The organism is Marinobacterium nitratireducens, assembly GCF_014645375.1.
Classification (GTDB): domain Bacteria; phylum Pseudomonadota; class Gammaproteobacteria; order Pseudomonadales; family Balneatricaceae; genus Marinobacterium_A; species Marinobacterium_A nitratireducens.
In genome coordinates, this window is record NZ_BMLT01000001.1 from 351,844 (window position 1) to 368,766 (window position 16,923).

General features: G+C 51.0%; 13 protein-coding genes and 2 pseudogenes. 14 read left to right on the forward strand and 1 reads right to left on the reverse strand.

Going from position 1 to position 16,923, the window contains the following annotated elements; genetic code table 11:
- From IEX85_RS01550 to IEX85_RS01565, 4 genes are read left to right on the forward strand one after another with little or no spacing between them, the layout of a single operon-like run.
- A complete protein-coding gene (locus tag IEX85_RS01550) occupies positions 1 to 894 on the forward strand; it encodes an NAD(P)-dependent oxidoreductase (protein WP_188857594.1) in 894 nt (297 codons plus the stop codon).
- A gap of 37 nt (positions 895 to 931) precedes the next feature.
- A complete protein-coding gene (locus IEX85_RS01555) occupies positions 932 to 1,255 on the forward strand; it encodes a hypothetical protein (protein ID WP_188857595.1) in 324 nt (107 codons plus the stop codon).
- A gap of 55 nt (positions 1,256 to 1,310) precedes the next feature.
- Positions 1,311 to 2,351 carry an IS630 family transposase gene (locus tag IEX85_RS01560; RefSeq protein WP_188857596.1) on the forward strand — a complete coding sequence of 347 codons (1,041 nt, stop codon included), beginning with the start codon at positions 1,311 to 1,313 and terminating at the stop codon, positions 2,349 to 2,351.
- Between the two features lie 57 nt (positions 2,352 to 2,408).
- Positions 2,409 to 2,756 carry a helix-turn-helix domain-containing protein gene (locus tag IEX85_RS01565; protein WP_188857598.1) on the forward strand — a complete coding sequence of 116 codons (348 nt, stop codon included), beginning with the start codon at positions 2,409 to 2,411 and terminating at the stop codon, positions 2,754 to 2,756.
- Here IEX85_RS01565 and IEX85_RS01570 read toward each other — a convergent pair.
- Positions 2,735 to 3,625 carry a LysR family transcriptional regulator gene (locus IEX85_RS01570; protein WP_188857600.1) on the reverse strand — a complete coding sequence of 297 codons (891 nt, stop codon included), beginning with the start codon at positions 3,623 to 3,625 and terminating at the stop codon, positions 2,735 to 2,737. The two genes, IEX85_RS01565 and IEX85_RS01570, sit on opposite strands and share 22 nt — an antisense overlap.
- Positions 3,626 to 3,762: 137 nt before the next feature.
- Here IEX85_RS01570 and IEX85_RS01575 point away from each other — a divergent pair, with 137 nt between their 5' ends.
- The 10 genes and pseudogenes from IEX85_RS01575 to IEX85_RS01620 all read left to right on the forward strand — a co-directional run.
- A complete protein-coding gene (locus tag IEX85_RS01575; protein WP_188857601.1) occupies positions 3,763 to 4,962 on the forward strand; it encodes a CaiB/BaiF CoA transferase family protein in 1,200 nt (399 codons plus the stop codon).
- Between the two features lie 17 nt (positions 4,963 to 4,979).
- Positions 4,980 to 5,897, forward strand: a complete 918-nt coding sequence (locus tag IEX85_RS01580; protein ID WP_188857603.1) for a hydroxymethylglutaryl-CoA lyase — start codon at positions 4,980 to 4,982, stop codon at positions 5,895 to 5,897.
- Positions 5,898 to 5,927: 30 nt separating this feature from the next.
- Positions 5,928 to 7,358 (forward strand): aldehyde dehydrogenase family protein, encoded by a 1,431-nt coding sequence (locus IEX85_RS01585; protein WP_188857605.1) that lies wholly within the window; start codon positions 5,928 to 5,930, stop codon positions 7,356 to 7,358.
- A gap of 60 nt (positions 7,359 to 7,418) precedes the next feature.
- Entirely contained in the window at positions 7,419 to 8,528 is a 1,110-nt protein-coding gene (dctP, locus tag IEX85_RS01590; RefSeq protein WP_188857606.1) for a TRAP transporter substrate-binding protein DctP, read from the forward strand.
- 77 nt (positions 8,529 to 8,605) lie between these two features.
- Positions 8,606 to 9,112, forward strand: coding sequence for a TRAP transporter small permease subunit (locus IEX85_RS01595; RefSeq protein ID WP_188857608.1), 507 nt, complete (start codon positions 8,606 to 8,608; stop codon positions 9,110 to 9,112).
- Complete coding sequence (locus IEX85_RS01600; protein ID WP_188857609.1) at positions 9,102 to 10,433, forward strand: TRAP transporter large permease; 1,332 nt, start codon at positions 9,102 to 9,104, stop codon at positions 10,431 to 10,433. Before IEX85_RS01595 ends, IEX85_RS01600 begins: the two co-directional genes overlap by 11 nt.
- 36 nt (positions 10,434 to 10,469) lie before the next feature.
- The gene (locus IEX85_RS01605; RefSeq protein WP_188857611.1) at positions 10,470 to 12,095 is read left to right on the forward strand and encodes a GMC family oxidoreductase; all 1,626 of its coding nucleotides are present in this window, start codon (positions 10,470 to 10,472) and stop codon (positions 12,093 to 12,095) included.
- A 244-nt stretch (positions 12,096 to 12,339) separates the two neighbouring features.
- Entirely contained in the window at positions 12,340 to 14,067 is a 1,728-nt protein-coding gene (locus tag IEX85_RS01610) for a DEAD/DEAH box helicase family protein (protein ID WP_188857613.1), read from the forward strand.
- Between the two features lie 429 nt (positions 14,068 to 14,496).
- Positions 14,497 to 15,518, forward strand: a pseudogene (locus tag IEX85_RS01615) (IS110 family RNA-guided transposase).
- A 196-nt stretch (positions 15,519 to 15,714) separates the two neighbouring features.
- Positions 15,715 to 16,173: pseudogene (locus IEX85_RS01620) on the forward strand (transposase); the annotation flags it as partial.
- Positions 16,174 to 16,923: the final 750 nt, after the last annotated feature.

Consider the following 16,923-nt stretch of genomic DNA (forward strand, 5'->3'; position numbering starts at 1 on the left):
GTGAACAATATCAAGACAGTTGGGTTCATTGGCCTAGGACAAATGGGGTGGCCGATGGCAAGTCGATTGGCTGCTGCCGGTTTCGCTCTTGTGATTCAAGATGCCGACCCTGTTCGAATGAACGATTTCTGCAAGCAAGTAAATGGCCTTATAAAAGTTGCGGAAAGTGATTCAGCATGGGCAGAAGTCGATGCACTTATAACCATGTTGCCAAATTCAAAAATTGTAGAAAAGGTGTTGTTAGACAGCGGTGTAGCAAGACAACTAAGGCCTGGAACCTTGCTTATAGACATGAGTAGTTCTGAGCCAATCTGTACACGGTCGTTGGCTACTACGCTTAGAGAGTCAGGGCTAGCGTTCATTGACGCCCCAGTATCAGGAGGAGTTAAAGGGGCCGTCGCTGGAACACTCGCTGTCATGGTTGGCGGCGAGATAGAAGATCTTGAACGCGCACGAGACCTATTAGACTGCATTGGTAAAAATATCTTCCATGTTGGGCAGGCTGGTGCCGGACATGCGGCTAAAGCTTTGAACAACTATGTCTCAGCGGCGACACTTCTAATTACAGTTGAAGCATTACATGCTGCGGAGGAATTTGGAATTGATCCTCTAATGATGACCGATGTTCTCAATGCCTCTTCTGGTAGGAGTAATACCACAGAAAACAAAGTTAAGCAGTTTATGCTTAGTGGAACATATGGTTCTGGATTTTCTCTCAAATTAATGGCTAAAGATGTTCGGATTGCTATGAACTTGATTGAGGCTCAACGTCAGTTAGCTCCTCTTGGACGATCGAGTCTGACTGTATGGGAACAAGGTGCTTCAGTCGCTGATGCTGGAACTGATCATACTGAAATGTATGCCCTTTTGTCAGGGAAAGATAAAATCAAATAAGTCAAAATTTTTATTCTAAGAAAAAGAGAGTAAGGAAATGATAAATATTAATATTCCTGAGTTGGTTGAAGTTGCGGTTTCTGACCCCGAGTTCTCTAGGGAAATTCGCTACTTCAATGGAATTCTGAAGCTTGCTATCGAATCGGATGAGTTTTCAATTAAATTCGACGATGGAAAACTCGTATCAGTCGAAAATCGCTCCGTTCCAGATGAGGAATGTAAGATTTTTGTCAAAGGAACCGCTGAGCATTGGGGGAAAATGCTTGAGCCCTATCCAGTACCATTTTATCAGTGCTTTCAAACTACAGCAGTAAAGCACGGCTTGGTTCTCAGCTCAACAAACGAAACATTTGCTTATTAACCTGGCTGACTATTAACCCGGCAACAAAATACCGCGACTATGGTAGACTCCACGGATGGAAAACATAGACCTCAGAACTTTGTCTGCCGAGGCTCGGAAAGAGATCCGGCAGGCGGCCGTACGCATGTACAAGAAGGGCCATCGGAAAAGTGACATTGCCGAGTCGCTCGGTCTGCGCAGAACCACCGTTGGCCAGTGGATCAACGCTTACGAAAAGCAAGGCGCGGCGGCGCTCAAAGAGACCGATCGCGGGCGCCCTGTGGGTACGGGGCGGTCGTTGACGCCGGAGCAAGAGGCTCGGATACGGCGTGACATTGTCGATCACACACCCGACCAACTGAAGATGGGTTTCGCGCTCTGGAATGGGCGTGCGGTCAGATCATTGATCCGGCGCTATTTCGGCGTCGACATGCCGGTGCGCACGGTGCGCAGTTATCTCAAGCGCTGGGGCTTTGCGCCTCAGCGGCCGCTCAAACGAGCCTATGAGCAGAAGCCCGAGTTGGTGCAGAAGTGGTTGGCTGAGGAATACCCGGCCATTGCTGAACGCGCGAAAGCCGAGGGTGCCGAGATTCAGTGGGGCGATGAAACGGCGGTCTCCAGCGTCGAGCATTACCCACGAGGCTATGCCCCGAAAGGCGAGACGCCAGTGCTGGTTCTGTCACAGGCCAAGCGGGAACGGATCAATCTGATCTCATCAATCAGCAACCAGGGAAAGGTCCGCTTCATGCTGTATCAAGACAGTTTCACCGCCGACGTGATGATCAAGTTCCTAGGGCGCCTAATACGCGATTCCGACAGAAAGGTCTTCCTGATTTTGGACAACCTGCGCGTGCACAACAGTAAGAAGGTGAAGGCCTGGCTAGCCGGAAAAGAAGATCTGATCGAACTTTTTTTTCTGCCCAGTTACTCGCCGGAACTGAACCCTGATGAGTATCTCAACTGCGATTTGAAAGCCAGTCTCAGCCGAGGAGAGCCGGCGCGTGGCAAAGGGCAGATGAAGAAAAAAGTGCTGTCTCAGCTTCGTTCGCTCCAAAAGCAGCCGGCACGCGTGCAGTCATACTTCGAGGCCGAAATGATCCGCTATGCGGCGGCCTGAAATGCACGGTATTAATATGCCGGGTTAAAAATAGGTAAAAAATGTATACTGCCGGGTATGGAAAAAGTAGACGCACGGAAGCTGAGCACAGAGCTTCAGCAACACAACCGAAAACAGGCCATCCGAATGTTCGAAGCCGGACACGGACGGGAGCAGATCGCCCAAGCTTTGGCCGTTCACTACGGCACGGTTTGCCGCTGGATTCGCGCCTACCAACAGCAAGGTGAGAACGGTATACAGCTGGGCAAACGTGGTCGTCGAAGTGGCGAGGACCGGCTGCTTTCTCCGGTTAAGGAGGCCAAGCTTCAGGCCATCATCTGCGACAAGTGCCCGGATCAGCTGAAGTTGCCCTTCGCCCTCTGGAGCCGGCCGGCCATCCAGTATCAGATTTGCTGGGCTAGTTGATCAACCAGGTGTTTGGCAGGAAGCGGCAGCTTTTCATATTGTTGTATCCCGATCACCAGTTTGCGGTCTGCCCATGGATCTTCCAAGGGGATGCTTTTCAACCCGAGCACCGAGAGTTCCTGATTAATAGTCATTAAAGGTAGGACGCCTACGCCCATTCGGTAGTGAATCATACGACAGATCGCGTCAAAGCTTTTGACCTGAATCCGCATTCGTAATCCACTGCCTACCAATTCAGACTGTTCCTGGAGTAGTGTCTGTAATGAGGAATCCGTCTGTAGCCCAATGAAATCCTGATCTGCTGCTTCCCGGAGGGCTATGGAGTTGCGGTTGGCTAATTTATGGTCCGTTGGCACAACGAGCACGAGGCGATCACTGCGGTAGGGGATTAGTTCGACGCCGTCTGCATTGACGTGGCTGGCAAAGATTCCAACATCGGTTAGTCCGTTCCTTACTGCGTGAATTACCTCGGAACTGACCCGTTCCTGGAGGTCTATTTTTACTTGCGGATAGTTATCGGCGAAAATACTGAGATCCTGGGGCAGGAATGCAATAATTGCTGATGTGTTGGAATGAATCCGCACATGCCCTCGAATGCCTTCCCCATATTCACTCAAGTCTGCGAACATCCTTTTAACACTGTTGAGAATATTCAAAGCGTGATGCCGAAAAGCATCTCCTGCGGGCGTCATTTCTACACCCCGAGAGCGCCTGTATAAAAGTTTGCTCCCGACTCTTGACTCAAGGTCGCTGATGCGTTTGCTCACGGCCGCTAGAGCGATGTGTTCCCGTTCGGCTGCGCCGGATAGCGACCCCTCTTCATGTATGGCGATGAAAAGTTGCAATGTTACTAAATCAATCTGGATCATCGTGTTGCTCCGCGTCTGTTCTACAGAAACTATATCAGTGATTTCGTAGAATACGAAATCACGCTTATTGGATGCCTAATTGTCCAACAGCTCTTAGTTCCTTAGGCTTGCAAGAAACAAAACCAACGGTGCTAAGAATGACCCCCCAGAAACAGAGAGATCTGCCACTGTCCGGCATTAAAGTCCTGGAAATGGGACAGCTTATTGCTGGCCCATTCGCAACCAAGTTGCTGGGCGAATTCGGGGCAGACGTTATCAAGGTTGAACCTCCAAAGACGGGTGATCCACTTCGAAAATGGCGAATCGTTCAGGATGGAACCTCCCTGTGGTGGCATGTTCAGTCGCGTAACAAGAGATCCATTGCTCTGGATCTGAAAAGCGAAGACGGACAGCAAATCGTACGCCAGCTCGCTGCAGAAGCAGATATCGTTGTAGAAAATTTCAGCCCCGGTCGGATGGAAAAGTGGGGCCTAGGCTACGACGTCCTGTCACGGAATAACCCTGGCCTGATCATGGTCAGAGTGTCTGGGTTCGGTCAGACAGGGCCATATCGTGATAAGCCCGGATTTGGAGTCATCGGCGAAGCGATGGGTGGCTTGCGTTATCTGACTGGCCAACTGGGTGAGCCTTCCGTTCGTGTAGGCGTCAGCATTGGCGACTCACTGTCCGCTTTGTATGCAGTGATCGGATCTTTGCTTGCCTTACGGGAGCGCAGCAGGAGCGGGATCGGGCAAGTCGTCGATGTGGCCCTGTACGAGTCTGTTTTTGCAATGATGGAAAGCCTCATACCGGAGTTTGATGCGACCGGTCAGGTCCGTCAGCCAAGCGGTAGTGCGCTTCCCGGTATCACACCATCAAATGCCTACAAATGTGCAGACGGCAGCTACGTTCTGATCGCCGGGAACGGCGACGGAATTTTCAAGCGCTTGATGGAGCTGATCGGTCGCCCTGATATGGCTGAAAATCCAGAATATGAGCACAACGATGACCGTTCGAAACATGTTGATGAGATCGATCAGGTAATTGAATCCTGGACGCGAACCCGATCCAGGGACCAGGTTTTGGTTGCTCTCGATCAGGCGAGAGTGCCCGCAGGTTTCCCCTACACGGCCGAAGATATTGTAAATGATCCCCACTACGCCGCGAGGCAAATGATCCAGACAATCACTCTGCCTTCCGGCGGTACTCTCAAGGTTCCCGGTGTATTGCCAAAACTGAGCGCAACTCCAGGAAGAGTGGGTGGCGCAGGGCCTGAACTGGGCGAGCACACGGGCGAGATCCTGTCGGGACTATCAGTTAGTGATGACCTGTCCAAAAAGATTCTGGGCTCTAACTGACCAATATCGAGGAAGCCATGAGCAAGATTGAAATCAATGAAGTTGCGCCGCGGGATGGGCTGCAGATTGAAAGTAGTTTTATTGAGACCGAGGACAAAATTCGGTTGATCAATGCCTTGGCCCAGACAGGGGTCAAGCGGATTGAGGCGAGTTCTTTTACTTCACCAAAGGCCATACCCAATCTTCGGGATGCAGCCGAAGTTATCCGAACCATTGATCGTCGGCCGGGAGTGCTGATAACGGCGTTGGTGCCTAATCAGAAAGGTTGTGAGCGAGCTCTGGATTGCGGCGTTGACGAAATTAATATGGTGATGTCCGCAAGTGAGTCTCATAGCAGGGTGAACCTGAGAATGACTCCTGAGCAGTCTCTTACTCAGCTCGAAGGAATCACGGGAATGCTCAAAGGCACGGGTGTTTTCGGTAATGCTTCCATATCGACTGCTTTTGGTTGCCCTTTTGAGGGCTTTCTTCCAGAGACCCAGGTGTTGTCAGTTGTCGATCGCCTTGTTGGTATCGGCGTCGACGGAATAACGTTGTGTGATACAACCGGTATGGCAAATCCGGCCCAGGTCAAACGAATGTGTGAGTCTGTTCTCATGGCATGGCCGGAAGTCCCGTTTACGCTGCATTTTCATAACACCCGTGGTATGGGGCTAGCGAACGCATTGGCGGCATGGGAGGCCGGCATACGCCGATTTGATGCTTCTCTAGGCGGGCTGGGCGGTTGCCCCTACGCCCCTGGCGCTACGGGGAATGTTTGTACCGAAGACTTGGTCCACATGTTTGAGCAGATGAACATTGATACAGGCGTCCATCTGGACTTGCTGCTGGAAGCGTCCGCTATGTTACCCGAACTCGTCGGCCATGATGTGCCTGGGCAGATTCTGAAGGCGGGTAAAGCCGACCGGAAGTACGCCATGCCAGCAAACTCATAATAAAAACCCAGATATATAAATGGTCAGCTCATGAAAACAATCTTGATAGACGGAACCTGGCAAGACGCGCAAAGCAAAGACCTGATCGATGTGCTGGATCCTGCCACCGGGTGTGTATTCACTGAATTAAGCAGAGGCCAGAAAGAAGATGTTGATCAGGCGGTAGTGGCGGCCAGACATGCCTTTAAGAATGAGTGGGGAGCACTTTCCGCCATTGAGAGGGGACGTCTGTTGATCAAGGTGCGTGATGCTGTGCTGGAGCGTGCAGATGAGATTGCAGCGGTTGAGTCGAAAGACACCGGAAAGCCTCTTCACTTGGCAAAGAAGGATATATCTGCCCTTGCCCGGTACTTCGAATTCTATGGCTCAGCGGCAGATAAACACCACGGAGAGGTTATTCCTTACCTCAACGGGTACAACGTCAATGTGGTTCACGAACCTCTGGGTGTGACCGCTCACATTATTCCCTGGAACTATCCGTCGCAGGTGTTTGGCCGTACAGTTTGCCCAGCTTTGGCGGCAGGTAATGCCGTTGTTGTGAAGCCTTCGGAGGAGGCTTGCCAATCTGTTCTGTTAATCGCCAGGATTGCTGAAGAAGCAGGTTTGCCTGCGGGCGCCCTGAATATTGTAACTGGCTTCGGAGCTGAAGCAGGCGAAGCATTGGCGAAGCATCCTGACATCAATCTGCTGACTTTTACCGGATCGCCAGCTGTAGGAACTCGAGTACAGCAGGCCACTGCAGAGAATCATGTCCGCTGCGTTCTGGAACTGGGAGGGAAGTCTCCCCAGGTGGTCTTTGAAGATGCGGACCTGGACAAGGCTGTACCAGCCGTTGTCGCCGGTTTTATCCAGAACACCGGGCAGACATGTTCAGCTGGTACTCGGCTGCTGGTTCAGCGAAGTGTTTACCAATCCGTTGTAGAAAGGGTCGCGAAACGTGTAGCTGACGTCAAAGCCGGAATGCCTGATAGCGGAGCCGATTGTGGCCCGATTATCACAGCAGATCAGTTCAAGCGCGTTCAGGCATTCATCGCACGCGTCAAAGCATCCGGGCTTGAAGTGCTTGCGCAGGGACAGCTGGATAACGTCGACGAGGGCGGCTTTTTTGTTCCCCCCATAGTGTTCGGGCCAGTCCCCCGTATGCATGAGTTAGCTCTGGAGGAAGTGTTCGGGCCGGTGTTGGCCGTCATTCCCTTTGATGATGAGCAAGACGCAATCGAACTGGCAAACGGAACTGACTATGGCCTCGTTGCGGGGGTCTGGACGGAAAACGGTTCCAGGCAGCTCAGGATGGCCAATGCTATTGAAGTAGGTCAGGTCTTTATCAACTGTTACGGCGCTGGAGGAGGCGTAGAGCTGCCGTTCGGAGGAGTAAAGAAAAGCGGTTATGGGCGGGAGAAAGGATTCCTCGCAATGGACGAGTTCACGACGACAAAAACTATTGTCAACCACTACCAATAGATCCGAAACATGAATGGGGAAAAGAATTTTTCCGCATACAATAACAAAAAGGTAATACCTATGAACCTTAATCAAGTTAAGAAAAAAGCATCAGCCGTTGCAATCAGTTTGGCTTGTTTGATGCAGACACCAGCGTTTGCGGGCGACAAAATCTCATGGACAATGACAACAACTTGGCCAGACAGCCTGGAGCTTGTGGAGGTTGATCGCCACTGGGTAAAACTGGTAGAGCAGATTGCAGGCGATGATATCGACATTAAGTTCTATCCCGGTGGAACACTGATGCCTGGCAATGAGGTGTTTGATGCAGTAGAAAACGGGAGCATCGATGCTTCTGGAGACTGGCCTGGCTATTGGGCTGGTCGGGACCCTGCATTCTCCCCGCTGGCTTCACACGTCAGCCTGTTCAATGCTGTAGATTATCTGAACTGGATCTACGAATGGGGGGGCTTTGAATTCTATGAAAAGCTCTACGGTAAATATGGCATCGTGTATCTGCCCTATGGTGTTGCAAACAGCGAGTCGGGATTTCGGGGCCAAAAACGCATCGCCAACCTCGACGAACTGAATGGCAAGCGCATTCGTCTGTCCGGTCGGGAGCAAGGTAAAGTACTGGAGAAGCTGGGCGCATCTCAAGTGACGATAGCGGGTGGTGAACTTTATCAGGCCATCGAGCGGGGCGTGGTTGATGCCGGTGAATTTTCAATGCCTGGTGTTGATTACAAAGCCGGTTTCGGCGAAGTTTCCAAGTACTGGGCGTCTCCTGGCTGGCATCAGACCGCCAGCGTCTATGGTCTGATGGTCAACAAAGAGTCATGGGATGCGTTGCCTGAGAATGTTCGAACCAAGCTCAAAGTAGCCGCACAGGCCAATATGACTTGGTCTTTGACCTGGACCGAACGACGTTCAACCGAGGGTGCCGAGAAGTTTAAGGCGAAGGGTATCGAAATCACTCGTTACCCAGATGAAGACCTGAAGCGTATCCAAGATGTGGCAAACGAGGTCATGCTTGAAAGCTCCTGTGAAAACAAGCTGACTGCAGAGATCTACTATTCTCAGATTAGCTATCTGAATGACTATGCCAACTGGCGTGACGTTTCAGTGCCCTTTAACCTCAGTCAGGCTAATCACAATTTGCCGTCTCTGGACGCGATCAAAAAGTGCATTTGAATGCGGTTGATAAGTTACCCCGGTGAGTCTTCGCCGGGGTAACTGTGTGCTCGTCACAATACAAGAGACCACCGAGTATGCTCAGTATTATCAGAGCCATTGATGCCATAAACGATTGGTTTGGCCGTTTTATAGCGCCAGTTATTGCCATCATTACGTTGATTGTCATTTATGACATCGCGTTGCGTTATTTCATCGGGCGTCCCAGTGATTGGGCGTTTGATATTACAAAAATGCTTTTTGGTGCCTACTTCATGCTTCTGACCGCTTACGGGATGAGACACTGTGTCCATGCCGAAGTTGATATCGTCAAGCAGCTTTTAAGCAAGCGGGTTAGAACGGTGACAGATCTGGTCGGCTACATTGTGTTCTTCACCCCCTTCGTGTGGTTGCTCCTTACCCATGGCTGGGAGTTTGCCACACGCTCCTGGAGCCGTGGAGAGACTACTTACGGTATGGTCTCGATCCCGATATATCCATTGAAGACCGTTATTGTAGTTACCGGGGCATTGATCCTGTTACAAGGTGTTTCTATTGTCCTACGACTTATTCTTGAGTTAAAGGAGAGCGAACATGGGGCCTGAAGGACTTGTTCTGCTTATGTTTGCCGGTCTTCTGATCGGTCTTTTTATGGGGCATCCCCTTGCTTTTGTTCTTGGCGGCACGGCGGTGATCGGAGCCATTTTAGGCCCTGGTGAGCATACCCTTGGTCTCCTTATCAATAATATGTACGGAAGGGCTATGGATAACTACGTCCTGGTGGCAATTCCGTTGTTTATTCTCATGGCCCGGTTCCTGAACGACTCCGGCGTTACCGAGAAGATGTTCGAAACCATGCGGTTGCTATTCGGGCGGGTTCGAGGCGGGCTTGCTTTGACGGTTGTTGTTGTATCTGTACTGCTTGCTGCAACGACTGGCGTGGTAGGTGCTTCTATCGCAATCATGGGTATGATCGCACTTCAGCCCATGCTCAAGTATGGCTACAACAAGGGCCTGAGTACTGGCGTTATTATGGCCAGCGGGTGCTTGGGAATCCTCATCCCTCCTAGCATCATGCTGATCCTCATTGCCAGTTACTCACCGGTATCTGTGGGTTCACTGTTTGCGGGTGCGCTGGTGCCGGGATTGATGCTCGGGACTCTCTATGCCCTGTATGTGCTCGTCGTCTGTTTCATCAAGCCCGACTGGGGCCCGGGTGTCAGCAGCGATGAGCGAGAGAGTATCAGCGGTGGTCAGTTGCTGATGATGGGCCTGAAATATGTGCTCCCGCCGATGTCTCTGATTCTTGGCGTACTGGGTGCTCTCTTTACCGGTATTGCAACCGCTACGGAAGCTTCAGCTATCGGGGTGGTAATGGCCTTTGTTCTGTTCCTGGTATTTGGTGACAGGAAGCTGAAAACCTGTTACGGCAGCCTCTTGGAGGCTGGTAAAACGACCACAATGGTGATGTTTGTCTTGGTTGGCGCTACTGCATTTACCGGCGTCTTTACTATCGGTGGCGGTATGGATGTTGTAAAGGAAGTGGTTCTGTCCGTACCGGGTGGCACGTTCGGTGCGCTCCTGTTCATGTTTGGCGTGGTTTTCATACTCGGCATGTTCCTGGATTGGACTGGGATCGTGTTGCTGAGTTTCCCGATCATGTTGCCAATCGTCGAGTCGCTGGGCGTGGATGTACTCTGGTTTGTTGTCATGGTGGCAGTTGTCCTTCAAACCTCGTTCCTTACGCCGCCTTTTGGTTATGCGTTGTTCTACCTAAAGGGCGTTGCTCCGAGTGGAGTGGCCATGCTGGATCTGTATAAGGCTTCTATCCCGTTCTGTCTCCTGATTCTATTTGCCTGCGTGTTGTTGGCTGTGTTCCCGCAGTTGATAACAGGGTTGCCGACCTATCTCTACGGGAATCCTTGAACCGATTTGGGTGTGAGCCAATTTTAGGTGTTCGTTATGTTGAAGAATCAGTCTTCGTCAGAATTTGATTACATAGTCGTAGGTAGCGGTGCTGCCGGTGCAATTGTCGCTGAGCGATTAAGCTCAGACCCTTCCAACAACGTTTGCTTGCTTGAGGCTGGGGGAAGGGATTGGCACCCGTTTATCCACATACCGGTAGGATTTATCAAAACGATTTTCAACCCGAAGCTCGCCTGGCAGTTCTACACGGAGGGCAAAAACGAGACCGGTGGACGGAGAATTCCTATTCCTCAAGGAAAGACCCTTGGTGGATCGACATCAATCAATGGTCTGGTTTTTAACCGTGGGGACAGGAGCGACTACGACTATTGGTCTGAGTTGGGTAACACGGGATGGGACTATGACAGCGTACTTCCCTACTTCAAGCGTATTGAACGCTGTGAGTTCCCGGTTGATGAAAAATACCGCAGCCGGGATGGAGTTATCCCTATCAGCCGTCTGGACTGGATCCATCCGGTCTGTGAGGCGTTTATGGATAGCGCAGAGGAACGGGGTATACCAAGGAACGCGGACTATAATGGTGAGGCTCAGATCGGTGTAGGCTACTATCAGAGAGCGATTTCTAATGGCTTTCGGATGAGTACCGCACGGACGTATCTGAAGGCGGCCCGCTCTCGGGATAATTTGCATATCCGGACTCACGCCCAAGCAACTAGGGTAATCCTTGAGGGTAAACGTGCGAAAGGGGTGGAATACTATGACTCCCGAAGAAAACAGTATGTCACTGTCTTTGCTCGCAAAGAAGTCATTATAAGTGCCGGAGCTATTAATACGCCCAAGCTGCTTCAGTTATCCGGTATTGGTGAACCAGGGCTCCTTGAATCTCTGGGGATCCCCGTGCAGCACCGGTTGCCGGGAGTCGGTGAGAACCTTTCTGACCATTATTCGATCCGGATTTCCTGCAGGGTTAGGAATATATTGACGATCAACGAAGAAGCAAGGGGTATCAGGTTGTTTCGCCAGGTACTGCGCTGGCTTTTTAAAAAACCCAGCGTACTGGGGCTGAGTCCGTCACTCGTTCATATTTTCTGGAAGTCCGATGAGAAAATGGACTTTAGTGATCTGCAGGGAGTATTTACACCAGCTAGTTACAAGAAGGGGTACGTTGGGGTTCTCGATAACTATCCAGGTATGACGTGCGGCTTTTGGCAGCACCGTCCTCAAAGTCGGGGTTATGTCCGTATAGCCTCAAGAGACCCTCTGGCCGACCCTGTTGTGCAGCCGAATTATCTGACACACCCGGAAGACCTTCATGTTCTTGTGAAAGGTATTAGGTTGGCCCGTTCAATTCTGACGGCACCGAGTCTCGAACAATATCGCGATGCTGAAACATTCCCCGGTGCAGATGTGGACAGCGACGAAGCACTCGAGAAGTTTGTGCGGGAGTTCGGTGTTTCTTCATACCACCTGAACGGTACCGCAAAGATGGGCCCGGCGTCTGACGAGATGGCCGTAGTGGACCCTCAGTTGAGAGTTCACGGGCTGGAAGGATTGCGAGTAATCGACTCTTCAGTAATGCCGCGAATTACCTCTTCAAACATCTGTGCACCTACAATGATGATTGCGGAAAAAGGGGCCGATATGATTTTAAAGGGTAAGTGAATTGCTTATAGAGGGGCAGTCCAATTCTTTCCTGCTAACAGGCGATTATAGCCTTTTAGCATTTGAGACCTTCTCCCTGTCGATTTTTCTGACTCTTTGCGGATTAGGGGAATGGAATGGGCTCTCACTTTGACGGCATCTATGTACCCAATTGGAAGTTTACGCAACCAACTGTAAAGAAGGAGTCCATCCAATTTCCCTCGAGGATGCCTTAGATAAAAATAGAAAAGGTGAGGTATATAGGGTGAAGCAAATAAAGAGGGCTCGAGTCGATTCCCAGGGCTGTACACCTTGGGATCCGGGTCTTGAGGCCGAGCTTCCTGCATCCTTATTGCCTTTGGAGACGATCCACCGAGCAGATAATGTCACTTCCAATCTAGCCGATGTGCTAGAATTAGCCCACTACACCGGTATGCCACCTGATGAACTGGTAGTATTCCGGCCTGAACGTCTGGCCCTGCATGAACTGATTGTCAGACTGACAGCCGATATCAGTGAGGTGGAAGGAGAAGAAGAGGAAGACCTAGGCAAGAATTGTCGCGCTATCGCCAACCGTGTGATGGAATACTATATTCAGCCCCATATGAAGGAGATTGTGGGTGCCCACGCAGAGCTCCGCGAGCGCGTGACTCGTTTAGTAAGCCAGATACTGGCGGAGTCCCTGTTTAAACCTCCAGTGGTTAATCAACTCGAAACCAGCTTGTTATTTTGGCGTCGCCTATTCGATTGGAAAAAATCTCCACGTCGAACTGAGTCAATTCAAGAGAAGACCCATCGAGTCATTGCGGGCTACAAGAAAAAGGGGTTGGCGACAGAGGATCCTTTACATTCGGCTATTTTTAAGAGTCTTTATAAAGTACTTGGCTCGATAGCTAGCACTCGAGGTTATATCGGTTCCGATTCAACGCTATTAATCAAGCTGGTGACAGATAGGGTCTCCAACCTATACGGAAGTAAGCTGATTGGCGAAATCATCGCTCCCTATGTTGCATCTGCTATTAGTGCAGAAGGCTACGCTCACTATCAGATCGCAAATAGGCCGATCATTATTAGCCTTAAGGGAGCTTCGGCGGCAGGAAAAAGCTCCCTTCGGCCGATGCTTAGGCAGATGATCGATCAATTGGGGATCAAACCGGATGGCTATATTACGATCAGTCCCGATATTTGGAGACGCCTGCTGCTCGACTACAAGTCCTTGGGGGAGGCGTACAAATACGCCGGTCGACTCACAAGTCATGAGGTGATCGCAATCGATGTCAAACTAGATCAATATATTCGGGACAAAGCCCACCGTGACGGCTCTATTCCCAATCTACTAGTGGATAGGTTTCGCTTCGATAGTTTCGCCAGTGAAAAGATTGCTCGTATTCTTCATGGCACCTATGCAAAATTTGCCGACACAATGTACTTGTACTTTATCGTTACCCCACCGGAGGCGACCGTCGAGCGAGGTTGGGAAAGGGGGTTAAGCAGGGGGCGATACAAGGCGGTAGAGGATTTTCTTGGGCATTGCGTAGAAACATATACTGGAATGCCAAAATTACTCTTCAAGTGGCTGGCTTATGAAAAACCGCTTCTGAAGTATGAATTTCTCGACAACAGCGTCCCTAAAGGTACGTACCCAAAAACCATAGCTTATGGCTCTCAAGCCGAACTCAACATTGTTAATGTCTCCGCATTTCTCGATATCGAGCGATATCAGAAAATCAATATTAAAGCGAAGTCGCCGGAGGCCGTCTATCCTCCCGGCAAGACTCTTGATGTTGAGAAAAACTTGGAGTTTCTCAAGCAGTGTCTTGCTCGTATTCCCCTGGTCAATTTCCTCGATCAATCCACTGAACGGGTCTATGTCCGGGTGCGGAGAGGCGTTTTCGAAGTAGTCGACGAGTCACGATTTTTTGTGCTGCAGGAAGATGATACTTTGGTCCGAGTTTTCCGCGAAGTAGCGCCGAGTATCCTGCGGGGCGTTTAAATAACCTACTTGCCGGTCTGGCTGACAATCAGGCCGATACTGCGGGGATTACGTCTGACAAGTCGCATCAGGAGTCCTCAGGACGGCTGTACTGGAATGCCCACTTTCGGAATTCTCTCAGATAGACCTATCAAAGAACATTACCAATCGCTAACGATCGGCTTTGGGCCAAGTGACGACTGGAGCCGATCCCAGCAACGTCCGCTGTGTACCGATAGCTCGATTGGGGCTCGGTACGCCTAACGTCCGCTCTGGGTCGGTATCGGCAGCCCGGGTTGGGCGGCTATGCCGAAAGAAATGTCCGCTATCCGGGTCTCTTAAGGTCAGATAAGGGCCAAGACCTAGGGAAATGGGATGGACTCCCCCTCCATCGGCATCTATGTGCCAGATTGGAAGTTGACGCAACCAATCGTAAAGAAGGAGCCCATCATGGAAATTATGCGTATTGGTCTCGACTTGGCCAAGAATGTTTTCGAAGTCTTTGGGGTTGATGAGCAGGAGCAACAGGCTCTGCGCAAGACGCTCAAACGCAGCCAGGTAATGAAGTTCTTCGCTCAGCTCCATCCTTGCATTGTCGGTATGGAAAGCTGCGCAGCAGTGCCCACCATTGAGCGCGAAGGCTGCGCAGCTGTGGCCATGAGGTCCGAATGATGGCTCCACAGTTCGTGGCTCCATACCGAAAGAGCGATAAAAACGATCACAATGATGCTGAGGCCATCTGCGAAGCCTTCGGCCGGCCCAATATGCGCTTTGTACCGATTAAGACTGAAGAGCAGCAAACCGTACTGATGGTGCACCGGGTTCGAAGCTTGATGGTAGGCGAACGCACATCGCTCGTTAATCAGATCAGAGGGCTGTTGAGCGAATTCGGTATTGTATTGCCGCAAGGACGCTGCCACGTGCGCAGCCAATTACCCGGTATTCTCGAAGATGCCGAGAACGAACTGCCCGTGGTCGCGAGAGAGGTCTTCGCCAATCAGTATGAGCGCCTCTGTGACCTGGATCGAAAGATTGGCGAGTATGACAAGAGGATTGAGGCGCTGGCTCAGGCCGATGAAAACGCTAAACGACTCATGACTCTTGAGGGTGTGGGTCCGATTACTGCGACGGCACTCATCGCCACGGTTGGTGACGTCAGAACCTTCAAAAACAGTCGGCAATTTTCAGCCTGGCTCGGGCTTGTGACCAGACAGGGGTCAACAGTTGGTCGAGCGCGACATGGCCGGATCACCAAACGTGGAGACGTCTATCTGCGAACGCTGCTGATCCACGGAGCTCGCGCTGTCATGCGCTACCTGATGAATAAAGACGTCCAAAAGGGCAAATGGGTCAAGGCGGTTCGAGCGCGACGTGGCTTCAACAAAGCAGCAGTTGCACTGGCGGCCAAGCATGCTCGGATACTCTGGGCGATGTTGGCCAAGGGATCAGAATACCGGCCAACATTAGCTTGAACGTTTAAACCGAGGTGAATGCAACGACATTGGCGTGATGGCATAACGGGTTGTACCGACGTCAGCAAAACCTGAGATCACACAGGGTCCTTGAGACCGGTAGGGAAATGAGGAGCTGGCGGGCGGATCTCCATCAGGGTCCGAGCCGATAAAAACGGCTCAATACAGAGACCGGATACAAGTGAGCAGTAAGACCTTTGGCCTGAAAGCACACATCGGTGTGGATGCGCGTACCGGAATCACGCACTGCTTCACCACCACGGCAGCCAATGAGCACGACCTGAACCAGGCAGAGCATCTGCTACACGGTGATGAAGCGTTCATCTTTGCCGATGCGGGTTACCGAGGCGCGGAAAAGCGGGACGAGCTGAAAGATGTGCGTGCGGACTGGCATATCGCTGAACAACCAGGGAAACTGAAGGTGCTGAAAAAGCATCCCCGGATCAATAAGGTCAGGATCCGCACCGAGTATCTGAAGGCCAGCCTCCGCGCCAAGGTCGAGCATCCGTTCCGGATCATTAAGTGCCAATTCGGCTTCGTGAAAGCCCGTTACCGTGGTCTGAAGAAACATGATGGCAAACTGGCAATGCTGTTTGCGCTGTCAAACCTCATTCGCGTGGATCAGATGTTGCGAGCACAGGGTCAATCCGTCTGAACTGCCTGAAAAGGCTGCTCTCCGACGAAAAAAACAGGAGAGTGACGCCGGAGTTGAGTCCAGTTACGGCGATTGCGAGTCACAGCGGAAATAAGGACTTAATCACAGGCTCCTTAGTATATTGGTTAAAAAAAAACCGACCACATTGGTATGTGGTCGGGTCTGAGTGAATTATTAATGCGGTGCTCCATACCACTCAGCAAATGCAAGACCGGGCTTAATAATCACGCCTTAGTGCAGGGGATCTGATACTCTAAAAATAGTTTTTACCCGCTTTGACACGGATAACTAATATACATCTACGACCTTATAAGTCTTTACTAACATATCGTCATATTTATACATTAATTAATGTAATAATGTATTTCTGTATGACAATATGATATTATTTTTGTCTTGTCAACACCTGTACATAGTTCTGTTAGATCAAAGTGGTAGTGTCCCCTTCGTCCAAAACTGAAATGCCCCTTTTACTTAGAGAGTGCATGACGAAGGATTGCATCGACATGAGTCAGCGCGAGATCGACCGGTTGTGGGTTATTCAGGCGGTTCAGCCTCAAAGGCTCAGCCAGGCCGATAATTGCGCCTCTGTGTCCACGAGATCAAGCGCCTGTATCGACGCTTCCGAAAGGAGGGTGCCGTTGGACTGATCTTCAGGCGCCGGGGCAAACTCCCAACAACGCTATCCCCGACGCGATCCGCAGCCCAGGACTGGCGTTGATCCGGACGCATTACAGCGACTCACCCCCC